The sequence below is a fragment of the Nonomuraea sp. 10N515B genome (genome assembly GCF_052245915.1).
Taxonomy (GTDB): Bacteria; Actinomycetota; Actinomycetes; order Streptosporangiales; family Streptosporangiaceae; genus Nonomuraea.
Genome location: NZ_JBQQBQ010000080.1, coordinates 1 through 14,330, shown reverse-complemented (window position 1 = coordinate 14,330; position 14,330 = coordinate 1). Strand labels below are relative to the sequence as shown.

Sequence of the window (14,330 nt, the reverse complement as noted above, 5' to 3'; positions counted from 1 at the left end):
CCGTCACCCTCAGGTGCGGGGGTTCGCGCTTCACCGACCCGGGCAACCCCGAGTCTCCACGCGCTGTCACCGCCGTTCCGGCGGCCTAGCTGTACCGACAAGGACACGATCTCCCGATGGGCTTGGTTATCGCCTTCCCGTTCGATCACTCGAACCATACCCACCGTGGCCGAGACAGTGCAAGAAGTTACGGTCAAAGGCGCGCTCGTCCCCCAGGGGGCACTCACGCGCGGGCCTTCACCTCCCGCCTGAAGGCGGGAGCACTGGCCCGCATCCCGATAGATAGTGGAACGCCGGCTTCGGATGCATGAGGAAGTCGTGGTGCGAGATGTTCCAGGCGTAGGCCCCGGCCATCTCGAACACCACCATGTCCCCAACCCGAGCAGAAGTCGCGATTTTTCGGGCGAAAACGTCCTTCGGCGTGCACAGCTGGCCGACGAACGTGATCGGCTCGTCCGTCACGCCCGACCCCGTGCCCATGGGCAGGATCGCGAACGGCTGGTCGTGGCCCTTGGTCACGGGCGTCCGCAGGTGGTGGGTGCCGCCCAGCACGATCGCGTACGCCTCGCCGCGCACTCGCTTCACATCCACCACCCTGGTCACGTAGTAGCCGCAGTACGCGGTCAGCGCCCGGCCCGGCTCGATCCGCAGCCGCCGCCCGCGCCGTAGCTCCGCCAGCCCGGCCCCGTACGTGGCCCAGTCGAACCTGGACTCCGGCGACTCGTATGACACCGCCATGCCCCCGCCCAGATTGACCTCCTCGTGGTCGTTGTCCAGCAGCGTCCCCGCCAGCCGCAGCAACTGGGCGGCGTCCAGCCCGCTGGCCAGGTGGGTGTGCAGGCCGCGCAGCCGTACCCGCTCACCGAACAGCGGCAGGCACTCCTTCACGCCTTCCTCGTCCATCCCGAACGGCCCGCTCATCGTGAGCGCCGCTCCCTCGACCGGCAGGTCGGGGTTGACCCTGATCAGTACGTCGGCCTCCAGCCCCGTGGCGAGGAGGCGGCGCAGTTCGTTCGGTGACTCGACGTGGATGCGGTGGTGCGGCAGCCGCAGCTCGGCGTCGGTCTTGCCGGGACCGCCGAGCGCCACCCTGGCGCCCGGGAAGAGGTTCGTGACGTGCGCGTGCTCGCCCGCCGACGACACCTCGAACCCGTCCACGTGTCCTGCCAGCACACGCAGCAGCTCGGCGTCCGGATTGGCCTTGACGGCGTAGTACAGCTCGATCCCCGGGAGCGCCTGCCGCACGGCCGCGACGTGCGCCTCCAGCGCGGGCAGGTCGTAGACGTAGGCAGGAGCGGTCAAGCCCGATGCGGCGTCCTGGACGCGGGCGGGGATCATGCGAGCGGGTTCGCGATCGGGACGTAACCGGCGGCGCGGTCGGCCGCTCTGGCCCAGCGCACGCCCAGGTTGGCCTTGGCCGGCAGCGGGGCGCCGGCCAGCAGGTCCGACAGCGGCAGCGGCCAGCCGAGGTCGGCGGCGAGCTTGGCCAGCAGGTCGCGGGCGATGCGCCACAACTCGCGCAGCACCCCGTCGTCGTGCCCGGCCACGGCGGCGGCGATCTCGGTGAGGTGGTTGACGAGCAGGCAGTAGACGACGCGGGCCCAGCCGCGCTCGGCGTCGTAGGTGAGGGCCCGGGCCACCTCGTGGTGCAGCCCGCCGAGGTCGTGGCGGCCGGCGACGAGCTTGGTGCCCTCCAGGTCGCGGAAGACGGCCTGCGCGGGCATCTCGGCCGCGTCGAGGCCGACCAGGACGTTCTGCAGATGGGGCTCCAGTGCGACGCCGTACGCGAAGTACAGCTCCACCACGGGCAGCGCCACCGCGGACACGTACGCCGACCACCACGCCAGCGGCTCCCGTGCGGGGGCGTCCAGGGCGAGTGCGCCGGCCAGGATCGGGGTCACGCCGGGGTCGCAGGCGGTCCACGGGCTCTTCCGGATGATCACGCCCAGGCCCTCGTGGAGCCGGGTGCCGAGGGCGGCCGAGCGGTAGCCGGGCTCGGGGAGCCAGCGGGTGGCGGGGTGCTTGGCCGATATTTCGTCAAATATGGGCTTGAGTCGTGACGAGAGCTCCACGGCTCCGGCCAGCTCATACCAGGCGTTCTTGCGCACGCAGTTCGTGATCCGCACGTTCAGGGAGAACTTCAGGCAGACCTCCGCTTCCGGGGCGTACACGGTCCGCACCGACGAAGTAGGCGCCACGACCGGCCCGGGGCCCAGATCGATCAGCTCGGCTCCGAACGCGGGCCGAAGGAGGTCGAGCTGCCATGGATGCGCGGGAAGCAGCCGGTAGCCGTCCGGCACCCTGCCCATACCGCCCATGCCCTCCACTGCCGACACGTCGCCCGCCTCGGCCAGCACGTCCTCGCGCACGCCGAGCAGCCGGACCGGGAACGCGGCGTGTGCCTCGGGCGCGTAGCGCAGCCAGCCGTCCCCGCCGCGCGCCTTGGGGCTCGGGTGGAACGGGTGCCCGTACACCAGGGCCTGCTCCGAGGCCAGCCACGGATCGGCCGGTGGCTCGGACCTGGCCCTGGCCCGCAGGATCGCCGCGATCGCCTCCCTGCTGGCCGCCACCTGTCCGGCGAACTCGGCGTTATGCCCCTGCAAGTCGGACTCGACCAGCCCGACCAGCTCGTCGGTCGTCAGCGGTCGCCAGGCGCCGTTCTCCAGACGCTCGGGCGGGCCGTCGAAGCGCAGCGCGGCGCCGCCGTACGTGCGGGCCCGCAGCAACGTGCCCGCCACCCGCAGCAGCAGGTACGGCGGCGCCGGCCACACCAGGCCGCGCGGCCCGGCCACCTCCCGCGCGCAGCAGCGCAGCAGGGCCGCCAGCGTCGCCTCCTCGGCCAGAGCGGAGGGCGCGTCGATGACCAGTCCGTCCGAGCTCGGCATTCAAGCTCTCCTCAGGTAGTTGGGGCCGCTGGTGCCGTAGTACTTGTTGATGTCGCGCGCGCCGGAACGTTCCTTGGCCACCAGCGTCCCGGCCGTGATCATGCACTTGCCGGTCAGCCGGGCCGCGTCCAGTGTCCTGGCGCGCAGGAGCCTGGCCATGGGGTCGTCGCCGTACTCGTCGAGCGCCTCGGCGAGCGTGTCGCGCAGCAGGGCCGCGGCACGGGCGTGCGGCAACGCCGCGAACGCCACGGCCGCGGCCGCCAGGTGCAGCGTGATGGTCACGAACACGTCGGCGAGCGCGTGCGGGTCGTCGTTCAGCATGCGCTCGTCGGCGAACGCCGGCGCCTCGACGCCCGCGGCCCGCAGCCTCGCCGGGGACGCCAGCAACCCGTCGTTGTCCTTGACCAGCAGCTTCATGCGGTCTCCCTGGAAGACCAGGGCGAGGTTCTGCTGGTGGGCCTCCAGCGCGACGCCGTACCGCACGAAGAGCCGCACGTTCCAGCGCAGCAGGAGCCGCAGATATGCGGGGATGACGTCACCGGCCTCGGCGAGCACACCAGGCGCGCCGAGCGCCGCCACCGGCACGATCTTCCCCTCCGGCAGCCGCCTGACCATCCACGCGAGATACTCGTGGCCCGTGTGCGCATAGGTCTGCTCGTCCGCCAGGAGTACATCGGGGTCGGTCAGCTCCCGCAGCAACAGCTCGGCCTTGGCCCCGTCGCCCAGTGTCCCCGGCTTGATCGAGCGCCGATTGCGCGCCCCGAGCGTGCTGATCGGCAGCGGCAGCTTGAGGTGCGTGCGGGGGCCGAGCTCGACGGTCCGCATGGAGAGCGTGGGCCGCACCGTGACCCGCGCCTCGTCCAGCACCCGCACCCCGTCGACCTTCCGCGCTTCGCCGACGGTCAGCGGATGCACGGGAAAGAGCACCTCATCAGGACCGACGTCCCACGAGGGCGCCGCGTCGGCGGGAAGGTGCGCGGCGGAGCCCGGCACGAGTGCGCGGCGGGGTACGACCGCCCACCGCAGCTCGAACGAAGGCGCAAACTCCGGCGCATAAGCCAGCAAATCACCCTCCGCCAACCCCGGCCGCGCCCGCGACGTCGGGTAAACCGGATGATCCACGAAAGCCGCCAGAGCCTCATAGGACGGCCCTCGCCGAAGGACCTCAACGGCATGCGCATCGTGCAGCTCAAGCGCCGACAATGCCGCCAGGCACTCCTCGAAGAAGGCCGCGACCCCTTCGGAGTCCGCCGGATCTGCGACCTCCACCAGCGTCTCCAAGACCTGCTCCAGCCCCAGTCGCTCGTCCCGCGCCACCACGAAGTCCTGGAACAGCACCCCCGGCTCCAGCCGCACCCACCGGCCGTCCGCCAGCAGCATCCCCACGCCGTCCTTGGTCCTGGTGACGCGCGAGGCCAGCCCGCCGTAGTCCTCGCGGAGCAGGGCGTCCAGCACCCGGGCGGCCAGATAAGCCTCCCGATCGCTCATTCGACCACCCAAGGCCGCGCGACCCGGTAGTCCTCCACAGCCGCGTCCACCCGCGCCCGATCCGGCCCGACGGCCCGGATGACCCCCAGGTAGTCCCGGTTCGTGTGGGTGAGGCGGACAACGTCGCCCACCTCCCGCAACGGCCGATGCCACAGCCGCACGTCACCGCGCTCGACGACTTCGTGCTCCGGCGCGGATTTGATCGTCCCCGCCCGGTCGGCCACGACACTGACCGCACACCCGTGACGGCCCGCGGAAGGCACGGCAGGCATGGTCGGCAACCGCTCGCCGAGATGCACGCGCAGGATCCACTCGAACAACGGCACCCCGAGCACGTCCCCCATCAGAAAGTCGCAGTGATCCCCGATCACCCGATAGTTCACCTCGATGACGCGGGGTCCGCCGGCCGTGAGCACGTACTCGGTGTGACACGCCCCGAATCCCACCCCCAGAGCCCGCAGCGCCGCCAGCACGTGCTCGTGCCCGTGGCCGGGCGGCGGCGCCCAGTCGAGCCGCTCCTCGATGAAGTACGGCAGCGCACCCAGAGTCGTCTCGAACCCCCCGAGCACCCGCACCTCGTCCCCGTCACCGAGCGTTTCGAGCGTCCGCACCGGCCCTTCGAGGTATTCCTCCACGACCAGCGCCTCACCCGGCCGCCGCCTCCTGACCGCGGCCACAGTAGCGGCCAGGTCGCGTTCGACGAGGACGACGTCCTCGCTGGCCACACCCTCCCGGGGTTTCAGCACGACCGGGAAGGGCAGGCCGTCAGGCACCGGGTCGCCGGGCGCGAGCCGTACCGACCTGACCTGTTCGACCCCCGCCTCAAGGAGCTTGCGACGCATCAGGAATTTGTTCTTGGCGGCCACGCACGCCCGCCAGTCCTTGCCCGGCAGCCCGAAGTAGGCGGCCGCCAGCGCGGTCTCGGCCTGCAGGTGGTCGGAGTTCGAGAAGATCGCGTCCGGCCTGCCGAGCTGCTCGATCGTGTCGATCAGGGCACGTGGGTCGCGCACGTCGCACGCCACCGCGTCCGGATGCCGCTCCGGCCGATCCGTCAGGATCGTCACCTCGCAACCCAGCGCGCGGGCCGCGGGCAGGAAGCCGTCCGTCACGGCGTCGGTCGGCTTGAGCGCGGTCAGGTAGAGCCGCAACGCGAAGGCACCCCCGGGGATCAGGTAAGGCTAACCTAACTGCTCGATCTTAGCCGTAGGGAGATCGTTCCGGGGCCTGGATTCCCTAATCAGGGGCTAACCGCGAGGTCATAGGATGACATGGAATTTGAGAGGGGGCGGTCAGTGGAAACGACCGCGGAAGAGCAACTCATCGGACCCTTGCTTCTGGCGCGCGGCACCATTGACCGCTCCTCGGCGTTGCGTGCCGACGAGCGGTGGCTGGAGCAGGCATGGTCCGACCCCACGACCAGGGTGCTGGTGATCGACGACGGTCACACGCTGGTGCGGCGGATGGGCGACGAGGTGGGCGCGGTGCTCTACGGTCCCGCCGACGCGCCGCCCGGGCAGCGTTATCTGCTGGGAGTCGAGGACGGCGTCGCCTATTTCGCGGTCGCCGCGCCGCTGCCCGGCGTGCCGAAGGGCGAGGTCAACGGCCGCGTGACGTTCGCGATGACGCTGGGCGACACCCCCGAGGGCCGGCCGGTGGCGGCCGGGCTGCGCCAGGTCGGCGGCCTGCTCGGCGACCGCGACGCGGGCCTGCTGGTCTACGCCGTGGCGCTGGAGGCCTGGCACGCGACCCACGAATACTGCCCGCGCTGCGGATCCCGCACCGACGTCCGGGCGGGCGGCCACATCCGCCTCTGCCCGCAGGACGGCAGCCAGCACTTCCCGCGCGTCGACCCCGCCGTGATCATGCTGATCCGCGACGAGGCGGACCGCTGCCTGCTCGCCCGCGGTCCGCAATGGCCGAAGGGGCGGCTGTCGATCCTGGCGGGGTTCGTCGAGCCGGGGGAATCGCTGGAGCACGCCGTCGTACGCGAAGTCGCGGAGGAGGTCGGCATCACCGTCGTCAATCCCCGCTATCTCGGCAGCCAGCCCTGGCCGTTCCCGCGCAGCCTCATGCTCGGCTTCTTCGCCGAGGCCACCTCGACCACGCTCACGCCCGACGCGGAGGAGATCGCCGAGGCGGGCTGGTATTCGCGTGAGGAGCTGGCGGCGGCGCTGGAGTCAGGCGAGCTGCGGCTGCCGCCGCCCGTGTCGATCGCCCGCCGCCTCATCGAGACCTGGTACGGCGGCCCTCTGTCGGGTGACTGGTAGCAAGATTTCGCTCAGCGTGATTCCATGAACACGAGACGTTAGGGGGAGGGTAAAGTCATGCCCATGAATGAAACACACATGCGAGAGCTCGTGGAGCTCGAGCGCCAGAAGCTTGCCATCCAGTTCGCGGCCGTGGAGGTCGCGATCGATGACAAGATCCAGCTTCAGACGAAGAAGATCGTCGATGTGGTGAGCGGGGCGATCTCCGCGGCCGTGGGCCAGCTCAAAGAGGACAACCTCATGCGTGACATCGCGCTCAAGACACACCTCGGCGTCATGAAGGGAGAGCTCACGGCGGAGATCGGACACGTTCGGACGGAGCTCAAGGCCGACATCGCAGACGTTCGTTCCGAGCTCAAGGCCGACATCGCAGACGTCAAGGGCGAGATCCAGCGGCTGGAGGAGAAGTTCGACAACCACACCCACTGATACGAGGACCTGAGTGACCAAACCACCCAGGTCCTCACGGCCATGCTAGGTCACGAGCCCCCTGCCCTCCCGGCCGGGGGCTCGCGCCGTATCCAAGAACGTCAGGCCGCGCTCTCCAGCAGCAGCTTGACCTCCCTGACCGACGGATTGGTCCGCACGACCCGCCCCTCCGCCGTCTCGATCACCACAGTCGGCACGGTCTGGTTGCCGTTGTTGACGCTCATCACGAATTCGGCCGCCGACGGGTCACGCTCGATGTCGACCTCGTTGAAGCTGATGCCCTCACGGGTCAGCTGGGCCTTGAGCCGCTTGCATGGGCCGCACCAGGTGGTGCTGTAGACGGTGAGCGCCATGTTGGGTGATCCCTCCAAGGGTCAGGAAAACAGACGCTCGGTGCAACAACGCGCAGTGCCCGGTTAATCCTGGAGCTAGCCGATGCGCTCAGTGATCCAGGCCTGCACCCGCTCGGCCACACCCGGCTCGCGGTAGAGGGGCGCGCTGTGGTTGGCCCCCGGCTGGGTGAGCACCGTCACCGGCACGCCCACCTGGCCGAGCATCTGCTTGAGCAGCATGCTCTGCACCGGCGGCACGAACTCGTCCTGCGCGTGCACGCTCAGCATCGGCGCGTCGTGGCGGCTGGCGTGCCAGGCCACCTCCATGCTGGCCCAGACCCGCGAGCACTTGCCCTTGGGCGCGCAGCCGCCGGCCAGGCGGATCGCGGACTCGCGCAGCTTGCGCTTGCTGGGGTCCGTGGTGTCCTCGCCGTCGGAGTAGGCCCGCAGCGGCGAGATGATCGGCGACAGGCCCACCACGCCCTTGAGACCGCCGATGCCGTCGCCGTACGTGCCGACGGCCGCGGCGATGTGGCCGCCCGCGGAGAAGCCGAGGAGCACGTAGTTGTTGGGGTCGAACGCCCACCGCTCGGCGTGCTTGCGTGCCGCGGCGATCGCGGCCAGCGCGTCGGTGCGCTGCGCCGGCCAGGGCGCGTCGCCGGACAGGCGGTAGTTGAGGTTGAAGACCGTGTAGCCGAGTTCGGCGTAGGTACGGGTGACTTCCTTCATGTACCTCTTGTCGCCGCTCGACCACCAGCCGCCGTGGATGAGGAAGACGCCGGGCCGCTGCATGCCGTCAGGGGTCCACCAGACGTCCATCTGCTGGCGCCGGTGGCTGCCGTACGCAACCGTCTCCGTGCTCAGGCCGCCGATCCCGTCGGCGTTCACGGGGTTGCTCACGGTTGGGGCGGGTGTGGGCTCCTTTGTCGTCGCGGTCGCGGCGACGGGTGTGAGCACAACGGCAGCGAGCGCGAGAGCGCCCACGTAAACCGCAGTTCGCACGGCCTTCCTTTCCCCCATGCTGATGGTCGGCCCCATTCTGGGGGAAGAGACCAGTTCTTTGCATCTCGTTGACCGAGAACATAACCCGGCCCGCATGTTGCCAGAATAAGGTCCTAGGCCGCCAGTACTGGGATGATGAACGGGTGACGAATGTGGACGACGTCCTGACGGGCCTGGATCCCGAGCAACGCGCGGTCGCCGAGGCCGTGCGCGGGCCCGTGTGCGTGCTCGCGGGTGCGGGCACGGGCAAGACCAGGGCGATCACCCACCGGATCGCGCACGCCGTACGCAGCGGGGTGGTCGACGCGCAGAGCGTGCTGGCTGTGACGTTCACCACGCGGGCGGCGGGGGAGTTGCGCCAGCGGCTGCGGGCGCTGGGGGCGCCCGGCGTGCAGGCCCGCACCTTCCACGCGGCCGCGCTGCGGCAGCTCACCTATTTCTGGCCGCGGGTGATCGGCGGCGCGGCGCCCTCGATCATCGAGTCGAAGCTGCCGGTGCTGGTGGAAGCCTGCCGCCAGATCCGGAAAAATCCCGACCGGTCCGAGTTGCGGGACATCGCCGCCGAGATCGAGTGGGCCAAGGTCACCCAAGTCGGCCCTGAGGACTACGTCGCCGCGGCGGCCAAATACCACCGCACGCCGCCCGCGCCGGCCGAGGAGATCGCCCGGCTCTACGAGGCCTACGAGCATCTCCGGCGCGAGCGCCACCTGGTGGACTTCGAGACCATCCTGGAGCTGACCGCGGCCGTGATGACCGAGCACCAGGAGGTGGCGGCGCAGATCCGCCAGCAATACCGCTATTTCGTGGTCGACGAATATCAGGACGTCAACCCATTGCAGAAGCTCCTGCTCGACACCTGGCTCGGCGGGCGCGACGACATCTGCGTGGTCGGCGACCCCAACCAGACGATCTACTCGTTCACCGGCGCCAGCCCGCGCTATCTGACCGGGTTCGCGGTGGAACATCCGCAGGCCGCCGTGATCAAGCTGGTCCGCGACTACCGCTCCACCCCGCAGGTGGTCGACCTCGCCAACCTGGTCATCGCCAAGAGCAAGTCGCCGCACCGCCTCGAGCTGCTCGCCCAGCGCCCGGACGGGCCCAAGCCGGTGTTCGCCGACTACGACGACGAGCCGGCCGAGGCCGCCGGGGTGGCCAGGGCCATCAGGAAACTGCTCGACAAGGGTGTGCCGGCGCGCGAGATCGCGGTCCTGTTCCGGGTCAACTCCCAGTCGGAGGCGTACGAGGAGGCTCTGGCCAAGGCCGAGATCCCGTACATGCTGCGTGGCGCCGAGCGCTTCTTCGAACGCCCCGAGGTCCGCCAGGCGGTCGTCCTGCTGCGCGGCGCCGCGCGCTCGGCCACCGGCGAGCCGCTGGCCTCCGAGGTGCACCACATCCTCGCCGGCGTCGGTCTGACCCCGTCACCGCCCGGCGGCGGCAAGGCCAGGGAGCGGTGGGAGTCGCTCAAGGCCCTGGCCGACCTGGCGGAGGACGTGGCGGCGGAGGGCGGTGACCTGCCCGCGTTCGTCGCCGAGCTGGAACGCCGTGCCTCCGAGCAGCACGCTCCGCCGGTGGAAGGCGTCACCCTGGCCTCGCTGCACTCCGCCAAAGGCCTGGAATGGGATGCCGTGTTCCTCGTCGGCCTCACGGACGGGATGCTCCCGATCATCTACGCCGAGACCCCGGAGCAGATCGAGGAAGAGCGCCGCCTCCTCTACGTCGGCATCACCCGGGCTCGCGAGCACTTGTCATTGTCGTGGGCGCTGGCCCGCGCCCCCGGTGGGCGCAAGAGCCGCCGTCCGTCCCGGTTCCTCGACGGCCTCACCGGCCGCACCTCCAGCCCGCCTCGCATCGCACCGGCGAGCCGCGAACGCCGTACGGTGGCCGCGCCCGTCAGCTGCCGGGTCTGCGCCAAGACGCTGGCGACGGCGGCCGAGCAGAAGCTGGGCCGGTGCGCGACCTGCCCGGCGGACTACGACGAGGCGCTCCTGGAGCGGCTGAAGGCCTGGCGCACGGCCACGGCCAAGGAGTCCAAGGTCCCGCCCTTCGTCATCTTCACCGACGTGACGCTGCAGGCGATCGCGGAGCGGGCGCCGGCGACGGAGCAGGAGCTGCTGTCGATCGCCGGCATCGGCCGCGTCAAGGTCGAGCGGTACGGCGCGGCGGTCCTGTCCCTCTGCCGCTCGTAACGAACCCGAAATCCCGGCACGGAATCATCGGACACAGCTGGGCCGCATTTGGGAGGAAATGGGCGGCACGTCAGACTTGTCCAAGTATCGGAACGCATGAGGGGGACGGAGACGTGAACGAGGCGCTCAAGGAGCTGCTCGACCTGCTCGACCTGGAGCAGATCGAGCTGGACATCTTCCGGGGGAGGAGCCCCGAGGAGCGCATCCAACGCGTCTTCGGCGGTCAGGTGGCGGCGCAGGCCCTGGTCGCGGCCGGCCGCACGGTCACCGGCGACCGCAATGTGCATTCGCTCCACGCGTATTTCATTCGCCCCGGCGACCCGTCGATCCCGATCGTCTACAACGTGGACCGGGTGCGCGACGGGCGTTCGTTCAGCACCCGCAGAGTCGTCGCGGTCCAGCATGGCAAGGCGATCTTCACGATGTCGGCGTCGTTCCACGTCCTCGAGGAGGGGGTGGAGCACCAAGCGTCCGTGATGCCCGACGTGCCCGGTCCCGAGACGCTGCCGACGTTCCAGGAGCGCATGTTCGAGCTGGTCGGAGACCACCCGGAATTCCGCGACTGGCTGTCGCGGCCCCGGCCGGTGGACTCCCGGCACGCCTCGCCGCTGACCTGGGAGGCCTACAACAAGCCCGAGTTGCGCAGCGCCCAGACCAACGTGTGGTTCCGCTACGACGCCGAGCTGCCCGACGATCCGCTCCTGCACGTGGTGCTGGCCGCGTACGCCTCCGACTTCACGCTGGTCGACACGATCCTGCTGGCGCACGGCATGGCCTGGGGCGTCTCGAACATCATGGGCGCCTCGCTGGATCACGCCATGTGGTTCCACCGCCCCTTCCGCGCTGATGACTGGCTGCTCTACGCCCAGGAGTCGCCGTGGTCGGCTGGCGCGAGGGGGCTGGCTCGTGGTGAGATGTTCACCGCGTCGGGCGATCTCGTGGTCTCCGTCGTCCAGGAGGCCATGATCAGGCCACTGAAATAGGGCGACGAAGTTACGAAATCGCAGGTCGAAAATATGTTGCCCCTTCCCGGGTTCCCGGTTTAGGGTCATGGTCAAGCGAGTCGGACACTCCTGTTCCGACGATCTCAGAGAGTGGAGGTGAGCCCCGGTGATCAGCATTCAGATGTCGGCCACGAAGTGGCTCGCTTCCGCATGCCGTGACGCGGTGAGGCTCGTCGATGGGCCGGCCAAGTTGCGGCACGAGAAGTCTGTCCGTAGCCAGGCCGCCGCCTTCTCCGCGCGCGCCCACGTCCGTGGGGCCGTGCAAGGCGCTCCCGTCTACGCAGGACGTATCGAACTGCCGGCCAACCAGCTCACCAAGGGTGGACTGTGCGGTCCGCAACCCTGGAGGGATACACCGGTCATAACCTGACCGGCGAAAGTAGCCCCCAGGCCGCGGATCCACAGACGGATCCGCGGCCTATTTGTTTGTCCGTGATCCCGACCCACCTACGAGGTGTCCCGACCAAGATCAAAAAAGATCGACAAAAGGAGAAGAAGATGGGGGCCAAGACGATCATGGACCTGATCGACGAAGCCAAGATCCCCTGTCGTACCGACCCTGACCTGTGGTTCGCCGAGTCGCCGGAGGACGTGGAGTTCGCGAAGGCGCTCTGCGGCGGCTGCCCGATCCAGAAGTCCTGCCTCGACCGCGCGCTCGAGCGCGAGGAGCCGTGGGGCGTCTGGGGCGGCGAGCTGATCCTCAGGGGGACCATCGTTCCCCGCAAGCGTCCGCGCGGGCGTCCCCGCAAGCACCCGGTCGCTGCCTGAACCACCGCGCACCTTCTAGCCAGAAAGCGAGAAACCAATGAGAGCTCAGCCGACGAGGAGCAGCGGAATGTCTTATCTCATCCATGACCTGGTCAATGACCGAATACAAACCCTCCACCGGGAGGCGGAGGAGCAACGCCTCGCCCTGCGCGTGAGTCGTGTGCAGCGGGCGCGGCGAGAGGTCAAGAAGGCCAACGACCGCCTCCGCAAGGCCCTGGACCGGGAGTTCTGACCGGGGAGATCCTGCCGCCGGCGCAGGATCTCCCCGTGAGACCCCAGATCAGTGAAGAGCCGGGCGCAACCCAGCGCCCGGCTCTTCCCCTTTCCACGACAGACGCCCCCACCGCGGGCGGCCGAGGGCGTCTGCCTCCTCCGCCTAGGCGGAGGGCCGTACGTCCCTCCGCACACTGCGGGCGGGCGCGACGGGCTCCTCCTGCACGGACCAGAGTCGCGCCGCCATCCACGCAACCCCGATCGCCGCCAGCACCAGCCCGCCCAGATACACCGGCAGCGGCATCAAGTTCCGCAGCGACCCGGGAATCATCCCCACGGCGTACAGGCTCACGGCCACGACCGGCATTGCATCGCTCCGGATCGCTGCCACGCCGAACGTCAGCACTCCCATCACCAGCACGACCGACGTGACCAGGAACGCCCGCCCCGTGCCGCCCGCCAGCAGAGCGCTCACCGTGCCGCCGCCCAAGTACGGGAAGACGAAATGAAGGATGTACTCGATGGCGAACGCTCCAGCCAGCCCGGCCGAGTTGAGGACGTAGCCGACGAGCCCGAGACTGCCCGCCGTACCCCGAATGTGCAGATAGATCCCGGTGATCGCGAGTAAGCCGGTGAGCGCCGCGAACGGTGCGATGGCATGTGTGAGCGCCGTCTCCGGCAGGAACCCCGCCCGCCTGGCGGAATTGATGACGAGCAGCAGGGCGCAGACGAACCCCGCCGCTCCGGTGACCCGATAGACCCGCATCTCGAAGTGCCCCTTCTCTCGGTGATAACGCTCGTTATGATGCTCGTTATCGCCAGATATGGTGAGGGTGTGCCGAGAGACGTAAGCATCCCGAAAGAACTCGGCGCCCTGCGCCAGGACCTCCTCGACGCGGCCATGCGCGTCCTTCGCGAACATGGCGCGCTCCACCTCACCCTCCGCCGCGTGGCAGACGCCGCCGGAACCTCCACCATGGGCATCTACACCTGCTTCGGTGGCCGCGCCGGCCTCCTGGAGGCGATCTACCGGTACGGTTTCAGCATCCTCCACGAGGCGATGACCAGGTCGCTGAACGGCGCCACGGACCCGATCGCCCGGATCATGGCGGTGGCGTACGGCTACAGGCGGTTCGCTCTATCCGATCCCGCCCTCTACGCCCTGATGTTCGAGCGTCCGCTCCCCAACTTCGACCCCTCGCCCGAACAGCGCAACGACGCCCTCAGTCTGACCTTCTCCGTGCTCACCGAGGCCACCTCCGCCGCCGCCGAGGCCCATCTCATCCGCTCGATGGACCCCGTGCGCGCGGCGTACCTGGTGTGGACCACGATCCACGGCATCGTCAGCATCGAGCTCACGTGCTCGCTCCGCAGCCCGCTCCCCGGCTGGTTCCTGGATTCGCGCGAGGAAGGCGAACGTGTCCTCACCGACGGCGTCAACGCCCTCCTCTCGGGCCTCGCCTAACGCATTCGCGCTCCATGGCGCGGCGTGCAGATGAGCAGTTGCCGAAGGCGGGTGCCACTGGCCGGGTTGCCAGGTGGGCGCAGGCGACGCCAGGGTTGCAGATGGGCGTTAAGCGACGCGAGGGTTGCAGGTTGTCATAAGCGACGCGAGGGTTGCAGGCGTTCAGAGGGCGGTCCGCGGGTCTATGCCCCTGATGTCGCAGTGTGATCGAGCGAATCTGTAGCGTTATGCCTAGCTGGTAGGCATGGATGTGCTGAGATGGCCGGGTGAGTGAACGCAAGCCGTACGCGA

14 protein-coding genes are annotated in these 14,330 nt (G+C 69.4%); 7 read left to right on the top strand and 7 right to left on the bottom strand.

Annotated features, from left to right (window positions below):
- Window positions 1-237: 237 nt before the first annotated feature.
- The 4 genes from ACTWQA_RS52220 to ACTWQA_RS52205 are packed head-to-tail and all read right to left on the bottom strand — an operon-like array spanning window position 238 to window position 5,521.
- On the bottom strand, window positions 238-1,338 hold the full coding sequence (locus tag ACTWQA_RS52220) for a type III PLP-dependent enzyme (protein WP_443166272.1): 1,101 nt from the start codon (window positions 1,336-1,338) through the stop codon (window positions 238-240).
- Window positions 1,335-2,885 (bottom strand): IucA/IucC family protein, encoded by a 1,551-nt coding sequence (locus tag ACTWQA_RS52215; protein ID WP_443166271.1) that lies wholly within the window; start codon window positions 2,883-2,885, stop codon window positions 1,335-1,337. Before ACTWQA_RS52215 ends, ACTWQA_RS52220 begins: the two co-directional genes overlap by 4 nt.
- On the bottom strand, window positions 2,886-4,373 hold the full coding sequence (locus tag ACTWQA_RS52210; protein WP_443166270.1) for an IucA/IucC family protein: 1,488 nt from the start codon (window positions 4,371-4,373) through the stop codon (window positions 2,886-2,888). It lies immediately after the preceding gene.
- Complete coding sequence (locus ACTWQA_RS52205; protein WP_443166269.1) at window positions 4,370-5,521, bottom strand: ATP-grasp domain-containing protein; 1,152 nt, start codon at window positions 5,519-5,521, stop codon at window positions 4,370-4,372. Before ACTWQA_RS52205 ends, ACTWQA_RS52210 begins: the two co-directional genes overlap by 4 nt.
- Before the next feature lie 144 nt (window positions 5,522-5,665).
- Here ACTWQA_RS52205 and nudC point away from each other — a divergent pair, with 144 nt between their 5' ends.
- Together nudC and ACTWQA_RS52195 are read left to right on the top strand one after the other, a co-directional pair.
- Window positions 5,666-6,640, top strand: a complete 975-nt coding sequence (gene nudC, locus ACTWQA_RS52200) for an NAD(+) diphosphatase (protein WP_443166268.1) — start codon at window positions 5,666-5,668, stop codon at window positions 6,638-6,640.
- A 63-nt stretch (window positions 6,641-6,703) separates the two neighbouring features.
- On the top strand, window positions 6,704-7,069 hold the full coding sequence (locus ACTWQA_RS52195) for a hypothetical protein (RefSeq protein ID WP_443166267.1): 366 nt from the start codon (window positions 6,704-6,706) through the stop codon (window positions 7,067-7,069).
- Between the two features lie 101 nt (window positions 7,070-7,170).
- On the opposite strand, the gene ACTWQA_RS52190 is transcribed toward ACTWQA_RS52195, so the two are convergent.
- Together ACTWQA_RS52190 and ACTWQA_RS52185 are read right to left on the bottom strand one after the other, a co-directional pair.
- The gene (locus tag ACTWQA_RS52190) at window positions 7,171-7,422 is read right to left on the bottom strand and encodes a mycoredoxin (RefSeq protein ID WP_443166266.1); all 252 of its coding nucleotides are present in this window, start codon (window positions 7,420-7,422) and stop codon (window positions 7,171-7,173) included.
- Between the two features lie 75 nt (window positions 7,423-7,497).
- Window positions 7,498-8,403 (bottom strand): alpha/beta hydrolase, encoded by a 906-nt coding sequence (locus ACTWQA_RS52185; protein ID WP_443166265.1) that lies wholly within the window; start codon window positions 8,401-8,403, stop codon window positions 7,498-7,500.
- Between the two features lie 152 nt (window positions 8,404-8,555).
- Here ACTWQA_RS52185 and ACTWQA_RS52180 point away from each other — a divergent pair, with 152 nt between their 5' ends.
- The 4 genes from ACTWQA_RS52180 to ACTWQA_RS52165 all read left to right on the top strand — a co-directional run bounded on the left by ACTWQA_RS52180 (window position 8,556) and on the right by ACTWQA_RS52165 (window position 12,593).
- On the top strand, window positions 8,556-10,589 hold the full coding sequence (locus tag ACTWQA_RS52180; RefSeq protein WP_443166291.1) for an ATP-dependent DNA helicase UvrD2: 2,034 nt from the start codon (window positions 8,556-8,558) through the stop codon (window positions 10,587-10,589).
- Between the two features lie 113 nt (window positions 10,590-10,702).
- Entirely contained in the window at window positions 10,703-11,572 is an 870-nt protein-coding gene (locus ACTWQA_RS52175) for an acyl-CoA thioesterase (RefSeq protein WP_443166264.1), read from the top strand.
- A 519-nt stretch (window positions 11,573-12,091) separates the two neighbouring features.
- Window positions 12,092-12,361: a WhiB family transcriptional regulator gene (locus ACTWQA_RS52170; RefSeq protein ID WP_327588990.1), complete on the top strand. Its 270-nt coding sequence runs from the start codon at window positions 12,092-12,094 to the stop codon at window positions 12,359-12,361.
- A gap of 67 nt (window positions 12,362-12,428) precedes the next feature.
- Window positions 12,429-12,593, top strand: coding sequence for a hypothetical protein (locus tag ACTWQA_RS52165; protein ID WP_305924159.1), 165 nt, complete (start codon window positions 12,429-12,431; stop codon window positions 12,591-12,593).
- A gap of 144 nt (window positions 12,594-12,737) precedes the next feature.
- Here ACTWQA_RS52165 and ACTWQA_RS52160 read toward each other — a convergent pair whose 3' ends face one another.
- On the bottom strand, window positions 12,738-13,340 hold the full coding sequence (locus tag ACTWQA_RS52160) for a hypothetical protein (protein ID WP_443166263.1): 603 nt from the start codon (window positions 13,338-13,340) through the stop codon (window positions 12,738-12,740).
- Between the two features lie 69 nt (window positions 13,341-13,409).
- Between ACTWQA_RS52160 and ACTWQA_RS52155 the strand changes: the two genes are divergently transcribed.
- Window positions 13,410-14,039, top strand: coding sequence for a TetR/AcrR family transcriptional regulator (locus tag ACTWQA_RS52155; protein WP_443166262.1), 630 nt, complete (start codon window positions 13,410-13,412; stop codon window positions 14,037-14,039).
- The last annotated feature ends 291 nt before the right edge of the window (window positions 14,040-14,330 follow it).

Bases quoted from the DNA above. Each gene is read 5' to 3' on its own strand.
- ACTWQA_RS52215 (WP_443166271.1), bottom strand. From the start codon at position 2,885: ATGCCGAGCTCGGACGGACTGGTCATCGACGCGCCCTCCGCTCTGGCC.
- ACTWQA_RS52190 (WP_443166266.1), bottom strand. From the start codon at position 7,422: ATGGCGCTCACCGTCTACAGCACCACCTGGTGCGGCCCATGCAAGCGG.
- ACTWQA_RS52160 (WP_443166263.1), bottom strand. From the start codon at position 13,340: ATGCGGGTCTATCGGGTCACCGGAGCGGCGGGGTTCGTCTGCGCCCTG.
- ACTWQA_RS52220 (WP_443166272.1), bottom strand. From the start codon at position 1,338: ATGATCCCCGCCCGCGTCCAGGACGCCGCATCGGGCTTGACCGCTCCT.
- ACTWQA_RS52210 (WP_443166270.1), bottom strand. From the start codon at position 4,373: ATGAGCGATCGGGAGGCTTATCTGGCCGCCCGGGTGCTGGACGCCCTG.
- ACTWQA_RS52195 (WP_443166267.1), top strand. From the start codon at position 6,704: ATGAATGAAACACACATGCGAGAGCTCGTGGAGCTCGAGCGCCAGAAG.
- ACTWQA_RS52165 (WP_305924159.1), top strand. From the start codon at position 12,429: ATGTCTTATCTCATCCATGACCTGGTCAATGACCGAATACAAACCCTC.
- ACTWQA_RS52170 (WP_327588990.1), top strand. From the start codon at position 12,092: ATGGGGGCCAAGACGATCATGGACCTGATCGACGAAGCCAAGATCCCC.